The organism is Advenella mimigardefordensis DPN7, from assembly GCF_000521505.1.
GTDB lineage: Bacteria > Pseudomonadota > Gammaproteobacteria > Burkholderiales > Burkholderiaceae_B > Advenella > Advenella mimigardefordensis.
In genome coordinates this window covers 1,144,942-1,161,736 of the sequence record NZ_CP003915.1, presented here as the reverse complement: position 1 = coordinate 1,161,736, position 16,795 = coordinate 1,144,942, and the positions used below count along the sequence as shown (strand labels likewise).

14 protein-coding genes are annotated in these 16,795 nt (G+C 57.2%); 8 read left to right on the top strand and 6 right to left on the bottom strand.

Features of this window, described 5'->3' with window-relative positions; all coding sequences use genetic code 11:
- The first annotated feature begins 47 nt into the window (after positions 1 to 47).
- Positions 48 to 1,322, top strand: a complete 1,275-nt coding sequence (locus tag MIM_RS05270) for a TRAP transporter large permease (RefSeq protein ID WP_025371723.1) — start codon at positions 48 to 50, stop codon at positions 1,320 to 1,322.
- A 98-nt stretch (positions 1,323 to 1,420) separates the two neighbouring features.
- On the top strand, positions 1,421 to 2,473 hold the full coding sequence (gene ruvB / locus MIM_RS05265) for a Holliday junction branch migration DNA helicase RuvB (protein WP_025371722.1): 1,053 nt from the start codon (positions 1,421 to 1,423) through the stop codon (positions 2,471 to 2,473).
- 220 nt (positions 2,474 to 2,693) lie between these two features.
- On the opposite strand, the gene MIM_RS22010 is transcribed toward ruvB, so the two are convergent.
- Positions 2,694 to 3,638, bottom strand: a complete 945-nt coding sequence (locus tag MIM_RS22010) for a helix-turn-helix transcriptional regulator (RefSeq protein WP_025371721.1) — start codon at positions 3,636 to 3,638, stop codon at positions 2,694 to 2,696.
- Positions 3,639 to 3,796: 158 nt separating this feature from the next.
- On the opposite strand from MIM_RS22010, the gene MIM_RS05255 reads away from it, so the two are divergent.
- A complete protein-coding gene (locus MIM_RS05255) occupies positions 3,797 to 5,965 on the top strand; it encodes a TonB-dependent siderophore receptor (RefSeq protein ID WP_025371720.1) in 2,169 nt (722 codons plus the stop codon).
- Positions 5,959 to 6,741 (top strand): (2Fe-2S)-binding protein, encoded by a 783-nt coding sequence (locus tag MIM_RS05250; protein WP_025371719.1) that lies wholly within the window; start codon positions 5,959 to 5,961, stop codon positions 6,739 to 6,741. The genes MIM_RS05255 and MIM_RS05250 overlap by 7 nt, the downstream gene beginning before the upstream one ends.
- Before the next feature lie 165 nt (positions 6,742 to 6,906).
- Here the strand turns inward: MIM_RS05250 and MIM_RS05245 are convergent, their stop codons facing one another.
- Together MIM_RS05245 and recQ are read right to left on the bottom strand one after the other, a co-directional pair.
- The gene (locus tag MIM_RS05245) at positions 6,907 to 7,788 is read right to left on the bottom strand and encodes a polysaccharide deacetylase family protein (protein WP_245592816.1); all 882 of its coding nucleotides are present in this window, start codon (positions 7,786 to 7,788) and stop codon (positions 6,907 to 6,909) included.
- 66 nt (positions 7,789 to 7,854) lie between these two features.
- Entirely contained in the window at positions 7,855 to 9,684 is a 1,830-nt protein-coding gene (gene recQ, locus MIM_RS05240; RefSeq protein WP_025371717.1) for a DNA helicase RecQ, read from the bottom strand.
- A gap of 129 nt (positions 9,685 to 9,813) precedes the next feature.
- Here recQ and MIM_RS05235 point away from each other — a divergent pair, with 129 nt between their 5' ends.
- The 4 genes from MIM_RS05235 to MIM_RS05220 all read left to right on the top strand — a co-directional run bounded on the left by MIM_RS05235 (position 9,814) and on the right by MIM_RS05220 (position 12,548).
- On the top strand, positions 9,814 to 10,251 hold the full coding sequence (locus tag MIM_RS05235) for a hypothetical protein (RefSeq protein WP_025371716.1): 438 nt from the start codon (positions 9,814 to 9,816) through the stop codon (positions 10,249 to 10,251).
- A 180-nt stretch (positions 10,252 to 10,431) separates the two neighbouring features.
- Positions 10,432 to 11,505: an FAD-dependent oxidoreductase gene (locus MIM_RS05230; RefSeq protein ID WP_025371715.1), complete on the top strand. Its 1,074-nt coding sequence runs from the start codon at positions 10,432 to 10,434 to the stop codon at positions 11,503 to 11,505.
- On the top strand, positions 11,502 to 11,729 hold the full coding sequence (gene thiS, locus MIM_RS05225) for a sulfur carrier protein ThiS (protein WP_025371714.1): 228 nt from the start codon (positions 11,502 to 11,504) through the stop codon (positions 11,727 to 11,729). The genes MIM_RS05230 and thiS overlap by 4 nt, the downstream gene beginning before the upstream one ends.
- A gap of 18 nt (positions 11,730 to 11,747) precedes the next feature.
- Positions 11,748 to 12,548, top strand: coding sequence for a thiazole synthase (locus MIM_RS05220; protein WP_025371713.1), 801 nt, complete (start codon positions 11,748 to 11,750; stop codon positions 12,546 to 12,548).
- Positions 12,549 to 12,604: 56 nt separating this feature from the next.
- Here the strand turns inward: MIM_RS05220 and MIM_RS05215 are convergent, their stop codons facing one another.
- The 3 genes from MIM_RS05215 to acnA all read right to left on the bottom strand — a co-directional run bounded on the left by MIM_RS05215 (position 12,605) and on the right by acnA (position 16,641).
- Positions 12,605 to 12,940 carry an AzlD domain-containing protein gene (locus MIM_RS05215; RefSeq protein ID WP_052342276.1) on the bottom strand — a complete coding sequence of 112 codons (336 nt, stop codon included), beginning with the start codon at positions 12,938 to 12,940 and terminating at the stop codon, positions 12,605 to 12,607.
- Positions 12,927 to 13,676 (bottom strand): AzlC family ABC transporter permease, encoded by a 750-nt coding sequence (locus MIM_RS05210; RefSeq protein ID WP_025371711.1) that lies wholly within the window; start codon positions 13,674 to 13,676, stop codon positions 12,927 to 12,929. The genes MIM_RS05215 and MIM_RS05210 overlap by 14 nt, the downstream gene beginning before the upstream one ends.
- A gap of 151 nt (positions 13,677 to 13,827) precedes the next feature.
- The gene (acnA, locus tag MIM_RS05205) at positions 13,828 to 16,641 is read right to left on the bottom strand and encodes an aconitate hydratase (protein ID WP_025371710.1); all 2,814 of its coding nucleotides are present in this window, start codon (positions 16,639 to 16,641) and stop codon (positions 13,828 to 13,830) included.
- Positions 16,642 to 16,795 lie beyond the last annotated feature (154 nt).

Here is a 16,795-nt window from a genome sequence, read left to right as displayed (position 1 = left end):
TATCCCTATTTGCTCTACCCCTACTCCTACCGCTTTAGAGACAGATTATGTCGCAATTGATGATTTTATCCATGCTGGTCTGTTTTGCCCTGACCATCCCGGTCGCCGTTTCCATCGGCCTGGCCAGCCTGTTCGGCGTGTATGTCGCCGGCATCAACTGGCTGGTGATTGCCCAGCAGATTTTTGCCTCGCTGGATAAATATCCGCTGGTCGCCATTCCCTTTTTTATTCTTGCCGGCAACCTGATGGAAGCGGGTGGCATTTCGGAGCGACTGGTCAATTTTGCCAAGAGTCTGGTCGGCTCGGTACAGGGCGGGCTGGCCATGGCATGTATTATCACATGCATGATTTTTGCCGCGGTGGCCGGCTCCAGCGTCGCCACTACGTTTGCGGTAGGCGCAATCCTGATTCCGGCCATGGTACGACACGGTTACCCCAAGCCATTCTCCGCTTCGCTGCAGGCGACCGCCGCCGAACTGGGCGTGATCATTCCCCCTTCCATTCCCATGATTCTGTTTGCCGTCTCCACCGACACGTCGGTGGGCGAGCTATTCATTTCCGGCATTTTTCCCGGCATACTGATCGGCGTGGCGCTGATGCTGTATGTCTGGATTTATGCCAAACGACATGGGTATGGCAGACAGGATGGCGATGGTCGCCTACCGGTATTCAAGGCTTTCCGGCAATCCTTTCTGGCGCTGCTGATGCCGGTCATTATTCTCGGCGGCATCTATGGTGGCATTTTCACGCCCACTGAAGCGTCGGTGGTTGCCGTCGTATATGCGCTGGTGGTTGGCACCCTGATCTATCGGCGCATTTCATTTGGCATATTGACCGAAACACTGCACCGAACGGTTATTTCGACAGCAATTATCATGTTTGTGATTGCCAATGCCGGCCTGTTCGGCTTCCTGCTCAACCGCGCCGGGGTACCGAATATGCTGGGCGAATGGCTCAGTCACATCTTCAGCGACAAAGTCACCTTTCTGCTGGGCGTCAATGCTGCCCTGTTCCTGATCGGCATGTTCATTGAAACCTCCGCCTCGATTGTGGTGCTGGCGCCGCTGCTGCTGCCGGTCGCCCAGCAATTCGGCATCGATCCGACACATTTTGGCATTATCATGGTGGTCAATCTTGCCCTTGGCATGATCACGCCGCCGTTTGGCGTCAATCTGTTTGCCGCCTGCGCCGTCGCAAAGCTACCCATAGAACGGCTCTTCAGGTCACTGATCCCGTTTGTCGGCGTGATATTGCTGTGCCTGCTGCTGATCACCTACGTGCCCTGGATCTCTCTGGTCCTGCGTGATCTGGTGTACCGTTAACGGGATACCACCAGGGATAGCCCATCCCGGGCGGCGCAGCCTGGTGATTCAGGTAAAATAGGCCAGACCCTCAGTCTTCACAAAGATACTGCTGCCCCATGGCCATTCAAAACGACGCGCTTACCAGCGCAGCCCCCCGCATTGTCTCTCCGGAGCCCATGACCCCGAACGAAGAGTCCATTGAACGCGCCTTGCGACCCAAGGCGCTGGACGAGTATGTCGGCCAGACACGGGTTCGGGAACAACTGGAAATTTTCATTTCGGCTGCGCGCATGCGCCAGGAGGCGCTGGATCACGTGCTGTTGTTCGGGCCGCCTGGCCTGGGCAAAACCACACTGGCGCACATTATCGCGCGGGAAATGGGTTCACAGCTACGGCAAACCTCCGGCCCGGTACTGGAGCGCCCCGGCGATCTGGCCGCCATGCTGACCAATCTGGAAAAAAACGACGTTCTGTTTATTGACGAAATCCACCGTTTATCGCCTGTGGTGGAGGAAATTCTGTACCCGGCGCTGGAAGACTTCCAGATCGATATCATGATCGGCGAAGGCCCGGCCGCGCGCAGCGTCAAAATCGACCTGCAACCCTTCACCCTGGTGGGTGCCACAACCCGTGCCGGCATGCTGACCAATCCGCTGCGTGATCGCTTTGGCATTGTCTCGCGCCTGGAGTTTTATAACACCGAAGAACTGGCCCGCATTGTGTCACGTAGCGCCCATCTGCTCAACGCCGGCATCACGCCGGAAGGGGCTCACGAGATCGCACGCCGCTCACGGGGCACCCCGCGCATTGTCAACCGGCTGCTGCGCCGCGTGCGCGACTATGCCGATGTGCGCTCCAATGGCATTATTGATAATGCCGCGGCATCGGCAGCCCTGGCCATGCTTGATGTCGACCCCATGGGACTTGATCTGATGGATCGCAAGATTCTGGAAACCATTGTGCATAAATTCGATGGCGGACCGGTGGGCATCGACAACCTGTCGGCAGCCGTCGGTGAAGAGCGCGATACCATCGAAGATGTGATCGAACCCTACCTGATCCAGCAGGGCTACATTCAGCGCACTTCCAAGGGACGCGTGGCAACCCTGACCACCTGGCAGCACCTGGGTTGCACGCCACCAGAAGGCCCGAACAAGCCACTATTCTAAATTCAGCGGCAATAGGCCAGGACGATCATGGCCGGTGCAGCAATGGCGCAGATCCTGCCGATTTAGCCCTGCCGATTTAGCCCTGCCGATTTAGTCCACCCGATTTGATCTTGCCCCGCTGATGCTGCTGCGCTGTCCGCCTCCCGGGCAATACATTCCCCTCGGCCGGCGCTACATATGGCGCAGCTACAATCCGCTGCAAGTTCCGCTGCAAATTCCGCTACCAGCGCCGCGGATTAACGCCAAAGCGCTTTTTGAATGCGGTCGAAAAATTGCTGCTGTGCCGATAGCCGGCCAGCAGGGCCACTTTTTCCACCGACTCGCCCTGCTCCAGATAGCGCTGCGCCAATTGCAGCCGATAGTCCTTAACACACGCCATAATAGACGTATTGAATTTCAACTGAAATTTCTTTCTGAGCGCACTCTCACCCATGCCGGTAAATTGCGACATTGAGCGTATGGTGTGGGGCTGCCATGGCTCCCTGCGGATATATTCACGCAGTGCGCCCAGCAGGTCGTGGTCCTGACGGCTCAGCCTGTCGCTGTTCTGCCATTCGGCCGGTGCACCGGGCGTCGCCCTGACCCTGGCCAACAATTGCAGGCCCAATGCCTCGTAAATCAACGAACCGACGCTGTCATCCTGCGCCATCTGCAATTGCAGGCGCACATGTTCCAGAAACGCGTCGTCCTGTTCGGCTACGGCAAACGTGGGCGGCGCCGCATCCAGTATGGGCAGCAACCTTTCGGTATAGGCATTCTGTTCAATCTGTGTCTGATCCACCAGCACATCCAGCGCTGCCAGACGCATGCCCGGCAGATAGTGCGTCTGCATGCGCTCATTGTGGTAACTGGTGTTGATGCCGCAGGCCGGACCTACGGTTTGTAAAGGCGAGCGCTCCCGCCCGATGCGCAACTGGCCGTTGAGCAGCATTGCAAATGAATACGCCTCCTGCACGCGGGACTGGGCATGATAAGGCACCAGAAAATGCATATCGGTGTGCAGCAGCGTGACGCCCTGGCACAGGGTATGTTCACGCACCTGACCATAAGCCAGTGTTTCCTGGTGTCGGCTGGGATCCTGCACAATGGCTTCGGGCAGGTAATGCGTAATTCCATGCAGCTCGCCATACTGCACAAAATCGGCATAGGTAAAGGTTCTGGTCATTGGCGCGTGAGTCCGTTTAGAGACAGTTTTGCAACACAAAATCTGTGCGTTTTGACATATTTCATATGAAATCTGACATTTTTTCAATTACAGATGAATTATAAATAACAATCATTCTTATTTGTGTTGCATACTGTTTTCAAGGATATTTTTCTATTATGACCCCGTCCATGGTTCGCTTTACAGCGGTACCTCGCTCTCTGTATATCGCCGTACTCGCCCTGCTCTCCGTTTCCGGCGCTCATGCTCAAACGCAGCAGGAACAGGAGCAGACCACGCCTGCGTCTGTCGCCCAGCTGGGTATTATTCGTGCAACCAGCGACGCAACCTCAACCGAACCCACTATCGGTCTTCAATCGACAGTGAGCCGTGCTGCCAGCCGGGCTGACATGGACTGGATCGAAACGCCGCATTCGGTGTCCTCCCTGACACGGGATCGCATTGACGCGATTGGCGCCGCCACCGGCACCGATGCGCTGCGCTATACCCCTGGCGCCTTTACCGGACTGGTGGGCGGCGCCTCGCGCTACGATTACATCAGCCTGCGCGGTTTCAACGAAAACAGCACCGACAACCTGAATCTGGATGGACAAAAGGTACTGAGCGATTCGGGTACTTATAGCTCCGTCCAGATTGACCCTTACACCCTTGAGCGTATCGACGTTTATCGCGGCCCCACCAGCGTGCTGTACGGCCGCAACTCACCGGGCGGTCTGGTATCCTACAGTTCAAAACGACCGCTGGATGAGCCCTATCACGAAATCACAGCTGGCATCGGCAATATGGGTCAAACCCATCTGGGCTTTGACTTGACCGGTCCGATAGACAAGGAAGGCAATGCCGCCTATCGCGTGGTTGGTATCACGCGCAACAGCAAGACCCAGTACGACAACAACCGTGTCGAACGCTATACGATCGCGCCGTCGCTGAAGTTCAGACTGGGCGAAAATAGCCGCCTGCTGCTGCAGGGTTACTTCCAGAAAGACCCCAACACCGGCTTTCACAGTGGTTTCCCGGCGGACGCGACCATCAATACCGATCATAATGGCCGTCGCATTTCTCCCGAATTCTCGGATGATGACGAGGGTGGTAAATTCAGCCGCACCCTGTCCATGCTGGGCTATCAGTTCGAGCATGACTTCTCGCCCAATCTGACCTTCAAAAACTCGTTCCGGATGACCAGCCTGAAATCCGAAATGGCACAATTTTATGGTTACGGCTGGGCCGATGAAAACTCGCTGAACCGTTACTATTCGGGCGGCTATGAAGAGCTGGAAGCGCAGCAGTTCGACACCAGCCTGACCGCCGTCTTTCATACCGGCGCGGTCTCACATGAAGTGATCGCCGGCTTCGACTACCAGCATCGCAATGTAACCGGACGATGGGATTCAGGCTCGGCCAATCCGCTGAATGCATTCGATCCGGTCTATGGCAATCCGGGACTGAACATTACGTACAGAGAACCCTTTGACCGCACGCTGGAGCAATTCGGCATGTACTTGCAGGATACCGTACGCTATGGTGCGCTCACCGGCCTGTTCAGTATCCGTCATGATATCGTGGATATTGACAATCGCAATCCCGAGCTCAATACCAAGTCCGGCTACAAAGGCAATAACACCACGTTCCGCGCCGGCCTGAGCTATGCCTTTGACAACGGCATTGCACCCTACGCCAGTTACAGCGAATCCTTCAACCCCAACGGCTACACCGATATCAACAATCAGGTGCTGCCGCCTACCGAAGCCAGGCAATATGAAGCCGGTGTGAAATACCAGCCGAACGAGCATGTCATGCTGTCTGCGGCCTACTATGATCTGAAACAGGAGAACGTCGCAGCACGGCATTCTTCGGCTACCAGCTACTACGTCCCACTGGGTGTGGTGCATTCGCGTGGCATCGAACTGGAGGCCAACGCCAATATCACCGACAACTTCACCCTCATGGCCAGCTACACCATGAACAACATGAAGCTGAAAAAAGGCGACAATGCCGGCAACCGTCCGTTTCAGGCACCCAAACAAATGGCCAGCCTGTGGGGACGCTACGGCATGAATAATGGGCTGGCCCTGTGGGCGGGCGTACGCTATGTGGGCAAGAGCTGGGCCGATAACGAAAACACGGTACGGGTACCCGCGTACACCCTGCTGGATCTGGGCGCAGAATATGATCTGGGCCGCCTGAATCCGAACCTCAAGGGCGCGACGGTACGGCTGAATGTGAACAATGTCACCGACAAGACCTATGTGGCCTCCTGCGCGACCACGAACTTCTGCTACTATGGAGAAAAACGCAATATCAAGGCGACATTCAGCTACAAATGGTAATCCAGGAAGCTCTCTCCTTCTATGAACAATTGCAACAGGCGCTTGGGCGCCTGTTGCCCGTTTCTGCAACGCCCTTACATGGGCCCGCTGACCTGACCGTTGGCCAGGTACGCGAGGATGTATTACAGTTGCTATTTGACGATGTGGCGCGGCTTCACCCTGAAGCTGGCCGGCACTACTGGAACGCACATACCTGGCGCACCTGCATGTGGGTGCCTGTGTACGCGACCATTCTTGCCTACGAACATCATCGCTGTATGGTGGATGCACGCCAGTTGCAGGTTCACTTTGCCGAGGGCCTGGCAAAGCAGGTTTACGTGCCGGAACAGGCCATTACACTGAATATTTCAGATGAAACAGGCCCTGCAACCGCACTGGCCAACAGCCTGGAGCAGATACGACAAACGCTGGGCAATATTACACCTGTGGCTGCCAAACTGGCCGGACGTCACACTGCCGACAGCGTACTGGCCGCCTTGCTGTTGTACTATCACGACCTGCCGCAATACACTACTGCACACATCCGCGCCCGTGGTGACATCTGGCTGCAGGCTATCGGCCTGCCGGCCGAAAGCGGTTATCTGGATATCGACATGAGCAGCTATGGCCTGCCTGACCGGCTATCGCTGAACCGCCGGGTGTGCTGCCAATACTTTCGTTGCCCCAACGCCAAACTGTGCAGCAATTGCCCCAAGATCCCCATGGAACAACGCCTGCCGCTGCTGGCCAGCGACTGGGCTGAACATGATCGTGCCCACGTCGAAAGTGATGCATAACGTTAAACAATGCAGATCCGCGCACCAGCGGCGCCTAAGCACTGATAGAACGGGGAAGCCCGATAGCGACGATAGCAACTAGAGCAACTAGCACAACTAGAACAACGCAATTATTGCCGGCGGTTGCCGCTCATCACTTATTCCCGACCCGGGCAGTAACGGTATTCAATCCAAACCGAAACGCCTGAGATTGTCCGTTTCGTAGGGTGCATCTTCTGCCGGATATCGAAGCGTCGTGCTGCCCTTCTGTTTGGCAAGCGACCAGATAATGCTTTCTCCCGCAGGAATCACATCCGGCTGCTGTTTGTATAGCGGATCGGCATAGGCGGTCTGCGTGTCAATCCATTCCCAGCCTTGCGCTTTGAACGCCGAGATGATATCGGTCAGCGTTGCTGCATTGATTTTATTGGTGTGAAGCAGAATCACATGTTTGGGAGAATAGCCCAGTGTCTGCTTTCCCAGTTCATCGTAATAGTTGGCACGATCCAGCAAGTGCGCGATATAGGCTTTTCGCAGTTGCGCAAGATCCGCTGTATTTCCTGCTTTTTCATACGCAAGATAGCGCAGGTTATAAAACCAGTCGCTGGCATCGATACTCACTGCACCGGACTGGTAGCCCCGCTCTTTGAGCCACTGGCGCACCGCATCGCGCTTTTGCCGGGTATCGCCTTCTTTTAAAAATGGAAAGCGATAGCGGGCAGTCCAGCCGGGCAGAACGTGCAACTGGCGTTCAGCAACAGCAATGCCTTCTAGATAGTCTGCAGTACTCACTTCCTTTTTATTCAGATTCAAATGCCGTTCGCTGTGGTTGCCAATCGCATGGCCTTGCGCGCCCCATTGCGCAACCAGTTGCACGCCGGCACTGCCGCCCAGTTTAATCAGGCTTGGATAAATGATGGCATGAAGATGGGCTTTGCCCAATTGAGTAAGCAATGCCTGATTAATCGCGGCCGCTTCCGGGTTCGTGTCCGGATTCAGGCCGTCGTCAAAGCTGAAGGACAACTGCTTTGCGTGAACACAGGCACTGGCAGTTAGCGCCAATGCCAAGAAAATTCTGGAAAGACTAAGCATATGTATTGGCTGTTTTATCGGCTGTTTTGTGAAAAAACGATTTTATTCGAGTTCATCCAGAAAGTTCAGAATTGCTTCGCCATAGGTATCCAGCTTATGCTGCCCGACACCGTTGACGGCGGCAAGATCGTCCAGGGTGCTGGGCTCCTGCTCGGCAATTTGCGCCAGCGTGTCATCCTTGAAAATAACGTAAGCCGGCACGCCATGTTCTTTGGCGATGTCACGCCGCCATTGTCGCAGGCTTTCAAAACGCGCTTGCGCCGCCGCTGACAGCACGCGAACTTCACGCTTGCCACGAGGCATGATATTGCGTGATCTTGCGGCAGCGCGGGCAGATTCCTTGCGCATCATCAACACCTGTTCACCCTTTAGCACGCCGCGGCTTTTCTCGGTCAGTGCCAGTGTGCCGTAACCATCGCCATCAACCGTCACAATATTGGCCGCCATCAATTGGCGCAACACACTGCGCCAGCCCTGCTCGGACACATCCTGACCAACACCAAAAACAGACAGGGTGTCATGCGAATGCTGAGCTACCTTTTCTGTACGTTTACCACGCAGGATATCAATCAGGTGCCCTGCGCCGTAACGCTGGTCGCGCTCACGATGCAGCCGATAAATAGCAGACAGGATTTTCTGTGCTGCCACGGTGCCATCCCAGGTTTGCGGCGGTGTCAGACAAACATCACAATTGCCGCAGGCCTGCGACTGTTGTCCGAAATAGGCCAGCAAAAGGGTGCGCCGGCACTGCACGGTTTCGCACAGGGCCAGCATGGCATCCAGCTGCGCCCCCGAACGGCGCTTGAAAAATTCATCGCCCGTGGAGTCGTCTATCATCTTACGCTGCTGCACCACGTCCTGCAGCCCGTAGGCCATCCAGGCCGTGGCCGGCAAGCCATCGCGCCCCGCTCTGCCGGTTTCCTGGTAGTAGCCTTCAACCGACTTGGGCAAATCGATATGCGCCACAAAACGCACATCGGGCTTGTTAATGCCCATGCCAAATGCAATCGTGGCCACCATGACCACCCCATCATCGCGCAGGAAGCGCGCCTGTCGCTGCGCCCGCAACTCTGCCGGCAGGCCGGCGTGATAGGCCATGGCGTCAATGCCTTCCCTGCAGAGAAACTCCGCCGTGTCTTCGGTTTTATTGCGCGACAGGCAATACACGATACCCGAGTCGCCCGCATGTTCTTCGCGAATAAAGCCCAGTAACTGACGCCGCACATCATTTTTTTCAACGATGGTATAGCGGATGTTGGGGCGATCAAACCCGGCCACGAAATGTCTTGCCTGGGTCAGGCCCAGCCGTTGCGCAATCTCATCGCGGGTCTGCGGTGTTGCAGTGGCCGTGAGCGCAATGCGCGGTACATCCGGCCACTGCTCATGCAAGCGGGACAGGCCCAGGTATTCGGGGCGGAAATCGTGACCCCATTGCGAAACGCAATGGGCTTCATCAATCGCAAACAGGGCAATGCGGCCCCGCTCCAGCAGGCGCATGCAGCGATCGGTCAGCAGGCGCTCGGGAGCCACATAGAGAAAATCCAGCTCACCGCGTGCAAACGCGTTCTCCACCTCGCGAATGGCCTCCCATTCCTGGCTGGAATTGAGAAAGGCGGCGCGGACACCCAGTTCGCGCAGGGCATCAACCTGATCCTGCATCAGCGCAATAAGCGGAGACACCACGACTGCCGTACCCGGCCGAATCAGCGCCGGTACCTGATAGCACAGCGATTTACCGGCGCCGGTAGGCATCAGCACCAGGGCATCATGACCGGCGATCAGATGTTCGACAATGGCCTGCTGCTCGCCACGAAAGGAATCGTAACCAAATACACGTTTCAGAACAGACAGCGGGGAGGTGGAATCAGACACTGGAGATGAGATGCAAAAATAAAAGCCGGTAATTAACTGACAAGGGTTTAAGCCGCTGCGATCCGGAATCGACCGTCCGGCAGGGATATAAAGCTATTATAATCCTTATACCGTTACGGAGAGGTTGATATGAAAATCACACATGTGCTCACAGGCGCCATTGGTTGCGTGCTTGCCGTTGCCGCGCAATCGGCACTGGCAAAAATCCCGGTCTATGTTTTTGGCAATACGCCCAATGACCCGATAGGCACCTATATCACTGCACAGGTCCGCAACCAGATTGCCAACTCACCCACACTGACGCTGGTGAACGATATGAACCAGGCGGTTGCCCGCCTGAACCTGCAAAGCGCAGACCCGACGCGTGAGGGGCGCTTCACAGCCATTGCGGAAAACGTGGATATCGTGAATGCCGCCTCGCCCATCAACCCCTGGCTGAATATCCAGCAGCACATCCGTATCTGCCTGTCCGAATCCAGCGGCAGCTGCGCCACCACCATTGTAAATGACCTGACCACCGTGGCCCTGCAATATGGCCCGCAGCTCCAGCAAAAGCTGGGCAGATAAGCACGGAAAACCGCCAGGGAGTTCGTCTGCGCGATCCGGATCGCGGCAGCCGCATGGGTCCAGATGTCGTGCAATTGCTGTGCCAGATCACGATTACCCTTGCACCAGGCAAGGACAGCGATATACTGTTGCAACAAATCGAACATCACAGGATCCACAGGTCCGCAAGCGAATCACACCATGAATATAGGCATAGCCGGCGCCGGGCTGTTGGGGCGCATTCTTGCCTTGGTACTCTCCCGTCAGGGACACCAGGTTTCCGTATTTGATCCCGCTACTTCCGTACAGGCACGCGGTGCTGCCGGCTGGACTGCCGCAGGCATGCTCAGCCCCATTGCCGAACTCGAAAGCGGCGATGTCGAAGTATTCGATATGGGCGTACGCTCCATCGAGCTATGGTCGGCCCTGGTGCCCACCCTCAGCCTGCCGGTGCAGTTTCATGTGCGGGGCAGCCTGTTGGTGGCGCATCGCGGCGATGAAGGGGCCGCAGCGCGCCTGACCTCTTTGCTGGACGCCAAAGCACCACAGCACGCACGTCCGCAAATGCTCAGCCGCGCGCAATTGCAGGCGCTGGAGCCCTCAATCCAGGGCCCCAGCCACGCCTGGATGCTGGAGGGCGAAGGGCAAATCCATACCGTTCAGGCCATGCAGGCGCTGGCCGAATCGGCCGAAAACACCACCTGGCACTGGGGCTGTCCGGTGATCAGCCTCAAACCCGGACAATTGCAGACATCGCAGAGCGTCCATACGTTCGACTGGGTTTTCGATGTGCGCGGCACAGGCGCCCGCGAGCGCCCTCACGCCAACAGTCATCAACTGAACTGCCGCAATGTGCGCGGCGTACGCGGTGAAATTTTCTGGCTGCAGGCCGGCGACCTGACCCTGGCACGGCCCGTGCGCTTGCTGCATCCGCGCTACCGGGTGTATATCGTACCGCGTGCGCCCGATACCGTCGTTGTGGGTGCCAGCGAAATTGAAAGCGAAGATCGCTCACCGGTATCGCTGCGCAGCACAGTCGAATTGCTGACGGCTGCCCACAGCGTGCTGCCTGAGCTGGCCGAAGCGCGGCTGATCCACAGCGAGGTCAATTTGCGACCTGCCCTGCTGGACAATTTGCCCCGTATTGAAAACGAACAGGGCCTGACACGGATCAACGGATTGTTCCGTCATGGCTGGCTGATTGCGCCCGCCGTAGTGGAAAAGGCCCTACAATCTATATTTGAACCCGATTTCAGTCTGATTCAGGCGGCATGAGTACGATTCACATTTCCGTTAACGGCACCACACACGAGATCGCCAGCGGCACCACGCTGGCCGAGCTGATTGCGCAGATACAAAGTGCCGCCGGCCAGGCAGATGATCCCACTGCCATTGCCACTGCGGTCAATGAGGTCTTTATTCCCCGCCTCAAACGCAACGACACTGTACTGTCCGACGGCGACCAGATTTTTACTTTCAGCCCTATCACTGGCGGCTAAGCCGCCCGCATCGCGACCATGAAACCATTTGCTATTGCAGACACCTTGCTGGAGAGTCGTTTCTTTCTTGGCACGGCGGGCTACCCGTCGCCTAAAGTATTGCAGGACGCAATCACTGCATCGGGTGCGGCGGTCGTTACCGTCGGGCTCAAACGGCAGCTGACGCCTTCGGCCTCCGGCGGCGCCGGTGCAGCACTGGACAATTCCTTTTTTCAGCTACTCAAAGACTCCGGCCTGCATTTGCTACCCAATACCGCGGGTTGCAAAACGGGCCGTGAAGCGATTACGCTGGCGCAGATGGCGCGGGAAATTTTTGGTACACACTGGATCAAACTGGAAGTGATCGGTGACGACTATACGCTGCAGCCGGATCCGATAGAGTTGATTCGTGCAGCCGAGGAACTGGTTAAAGATGGTTTTGAAGTGTTTCCCTATTGCACCGACGATCTGGTAACCTGCCGTCGCCTGCTGGATGTGGGTTGCCGGCTGCTGATGCCCTGGGGAGCGCCTATCGGTTCAGGACAGGGGCTGAGCAATCCGCAAGCGCTACGCATCCTGCGCGCGCGCCTGCCCGATGTTCCACTTATTGTTGACGCAGGTATCGGCTCACCCATGGACGCAGTGCAGGCCATGCAAATGGGTTACGATGCTGTCCTGCTCAATTCGGCCGTATCTCAGGCCCATGATCCGGTAAGAATGGCTGAAGCATTCAAACTGGCGATACAGGCGGGGCGTATGGGTTTTGAAGCGGGCATTATGGCCAGACAGGACATGGCCGTTCCCTCCACCCAGGTGACCGGCCGGCCCTTCCTGCTGTAACCTTGTGACCCGGGCCTTGGCATCAGGCACCAAGCCACAATACGCCGCCGGCAGATTTATGCCGGTAGCAACAGCAGCGCTATCCCATAAGCTGCCATACCGGTCAGTACTGAGTAACCTGCATTGCGGGTAAGCCTGGCACACACACCTGCCGCCAGCAGACCACAAAAATAAGTAAGCACAGTGAAGATGCTGGTCGCGTGCTGTAAATCAGAATACACCACCACAACCGTCATGGACACCAGTAGCGCCGGCCCCAGAATCACAAACCGGCCCGAGGTCAGGCGACCGAAAAGTCCCGACTTGCGCATCAGCACAAACGGCAAGGCACGCGTGAGCCAGGTAACCACAGCCATCACGGCAATCGCCAGCCAGAATTCAGTTTGTCCCATGATCCGCTCCCTCACTGTGTTGACCTTGTACTTCGCTATCAATGGCGGTTGCGGCCTGATCCACGGGTGCAAAACACAGCCAGGCTGTGATCGTGCCAGCCAGGATGGCTGGCGTTGCCCCCACATAGATCAGACATACCAGCGTAACCACAGAGGCGATCAACAGCGCGCGCAGCATGGGGCGCTTTACGCTGAGCAGTGCCAGCGAAAAAAACAGGGCAACCAGGGCGAAACGCAAAATCTGGTCGACCTGCGGAAATTCGGCAGTCAGGCCCGATCCGGCCACCAGCCCGATAATGGTTCCGCCAATCCAGGACAGCCATGCAGTCAGACCCAGGCCCATATACCAGGCAAACTGCGTCTGAGCGGGCTGCTGCCCCATGGCATGAAACGCAGTGGCGAACACCTCGTCGGTCAGCCAAAAGGCAGCCGGCAAGCGCCTGCCCAAGGCTTGCGGCAGCCACTTGGCAATGAGCGGACCATAAAGCAGATGACGTGCGTTGAGCAATGAAACCATGGCAACGATACCAGGCAGCGGCGTGCCCAGCTTAATCGCTGCCAGAATAAAAAACTGCGAGGCACCGGCATAGACAAATACGGAAATGAGCACGGTTTCCCAGAACGACAAGCCCACGCCCTTGGCAGCAATCCCGTATGCCATGGCCACCGGCACATAACCGAGCAGCACCGGCACACCCGCCTGAACTCCGCGCCAACCATTGCTTAACACCGACATACTCACCGCCTCTTCTGTAACAGATCGCTATTACATCACAGCTACCGGGTGGAATCCAGCAGTGAGCGCATCTGGCACGGCGTGGCGGGTGGCCGGCCAACCCTCCCCCGGCAAGGGAGCGCAATGGCCGGCATATCCATGGAAGATGCAATCAGTCCAGCAAACTGCGCAGCACGTATTGCATGATGCCGCCGTGGCGATAGTAGGCTGCCTCGCTGGGCGTATCGATACGCACGATCGCATCGAACTGCACGCCATTGGCCTGTACTCTCACGGTTGCGGGTGTGGTGTCCTGATTCAACGCCACAATGCCCGTGATATCAAAGGATTCCTTCCCTGTCAGGCCGAGCGTTGCCGCATTCTGCCCTTCTGGAAATTGCAGTGGCAGCACACCCATACCCAGCAAATTGGAACGGTGAATCCGCTCATACGATTCAGCAATCACCGCCCGTACGCCCAGCAATGCGGTGCCCTTTGCGGCCCAGTCGCGTGACGAGCCCGAACCGTACTCCTTGCCGGCAAGTATCACCAGCGGGATCCCCTTTTCAATATAGGCGCGGGACGCCTCGAAAATGCTGGTCACGGGTTCATCACTGCGCGTAAAGTCGCGGGTAAAGCCGCCTTCGGTGCCCGGCGCCAGTTGATTGCGCAGGCGTACGTTGGCAAACGTACCGCGTATCATGACTTCATGGTTGCCCCGGCGCGAGCCATAGGAGTTGAAGTCTTTGGGCGCCACGCCATGTTCGGTCAGATAAGCAGCAGCCGGCGAGGTTTTGGCAATAGAGCCGGCAGGACTGATATGGTCAGTGGTCACCGAATCACCCAGCATGGCCAGCACGCGCGCGCCCTGTATGTCAGAGACCGGTTCCGGCTGACGTGACATATTCTCGAAATACGGCGGCTTGCGGGCATAGGTAGAAGCCTCGTCCCAGGCAAACCGCTCGCCTTCCGGTGTTGGCAGGGCGCGCCAGCGTTCATCGCCGGCGAAGACATCAGCGTAGCCCGCCGTGTACATGTCAGACACGATGGCCGCGTCCACCACCTCCTGCACCTCGCCGGCAGAAGGCCAGATATCGCGCAGATAAACATCTTGCCCATCGCTGCCCTGACCCAGCGGCTCGTTGAACAAATCAATATCCATGGTGCCGGCCAGCGCATAAGCGACCACCAGCGGCGGCGACATCAGATAGTTCATCTTGACTTCCGCGTGAATGCGACCCTCAAAATTTCGGTTGCCCGATAGCACCGATACCACAGAAAGATCACCGTCGGCCACGGCCTGACTCACTTCAGGAATCAGCGGACCGGAATTACCGATACAGGTGGTGCACCCGTATCCCACGAGGTTGAACCCCAATGCATCCAGATAGCGCGTCAGGCCCGCACGCTCGTAATAGTCAGTCACGACCCGGGAGCCCGGAGCCAGGCTGGTTTTTACCCAGGGCTTGCGTTGCAGGCCCTTTTCAACCGCCCGCCTGGCCAGCAACGCTGCTGCAATCATGACAGTAGGGTTGGAGGTGTTGGTACAGGAGGTTATGGCGGCAATCACCACCGAGCCATGATTGATCTGCCCCTGCGTGCCGTCAGCAAAGGTAACGGGAATCGGCGCACGTGCCGGACCAGGGTCTGCTGTCGCCTGTTCCACAGGATCGGCAGGCGGCGCGCCAGACGATTGCGGTTCTTCATGCGCGGGCGGGTCCGATGCAGGAAAAGACTGGTCTACCACCTTATCGTAGCCATGAGGCCGCTGTTCCGGCTCGCCGATAGACGAGGCCAGCGCGCCGCGAAATGCCAGTTTCGCATAGGACAGCGCAATGCGATCCTGCGGCCGCATCGGGCCGGCGATCGACGGAACCACTTGCGACAAGTCCAGTTCAAGTGTTTCGGAATAGCGCGGCTCGGCTTGCGGATCATGCCACAGCCCCTGCGCCTTGGCATAGGCTTGCACCAGGGCGATCTGCTCGGCAGAGCGGCCTGTGAACGCAAGATAACGCAGGGTTTCGTCGTCAATAGGAAAAATGGAAATCGTCGAACCATATTCCGGACTCATATTACCGATCGTCGCCCGGTTGGCCAGGGGTACGGACGCGACACCCGGTCCATAGAACTCAACGAATTTGCCCACGACGCGATGCTTGCGCAGCATCTCGGTAATAGTCAAGACCAGATCGGTGGCGGTGGTTCCTTCCGGTAAGGTGCCGGTCAGCTTGAAACCGACCACACGTGGAATCAGCATGGAAATCGGCTGGCCCAGCATGGCCGCTTCCGCTTCGATGCCACCCACGCCCCACGCAACCACGCCAAGGCCATTGACCATCGGCGTATGAGAGTCGGTCCCGACACAGGTATCGGGATACGCCACTTTCATGTCGTCCTCATCGGCGGTGAACACCACGCGCGACAAGTGTTCCAGGTTGACCTGGTGGACAATGCCGGTGCCGGGAGGCACCACCTTGAAGTCCTGAAAGGCCTGCTGTCCCCAGCGTAAAAACTGGTAGCGTTCCAGGTTGCGTTGATACTCGATCTCGACGTTACGCTCAAATGCATTGGTCTGACCGAAAACGTCCACAATCACCGAGTGGTCAATGACCAGCTCCACCGGTGCCAGCGGGTTGATGCGAGCCGGATCTCCCCCCAGCTCGTGCATGGCTTCGCGCATGGCAGCCAGATCGACCACCGCAGGCACGCCGGTAAAATCCTGCAGCACCACGCGGGCCGGCGTAAAGGCGATCTCACGATCCGGTTGCGCCTGCGGGTCCCAACTGGCCAGGGCACGAATGTCCTGCGCAGTAATGTCCTTGCCGTTTTCGGTACGCAGCAGATTTTCCAGCAGGATCTTCAGTCCATAAGGAAGCGAGGCCACATCCAGCCCCGCTTCCTGTAACGCATCAAGGCGATAAATGCGATATGATTGTTCCCCCACATTCAGTATGCTGCGGGCGCCAAAACTATCCATACTTTTCATGATGCCATTCTCCTTGATCATAAACGTGGCTGGCCTGCCGTCACATCACAAATGTGATTTGCCTTGCAATTGGGATGTAACCGCCCTTGCCGGTTGCTGTGAATTGAATGAATCTGAACGCAAGGCGCTTGTTGCGATGCGGGCTGTTCGCTCT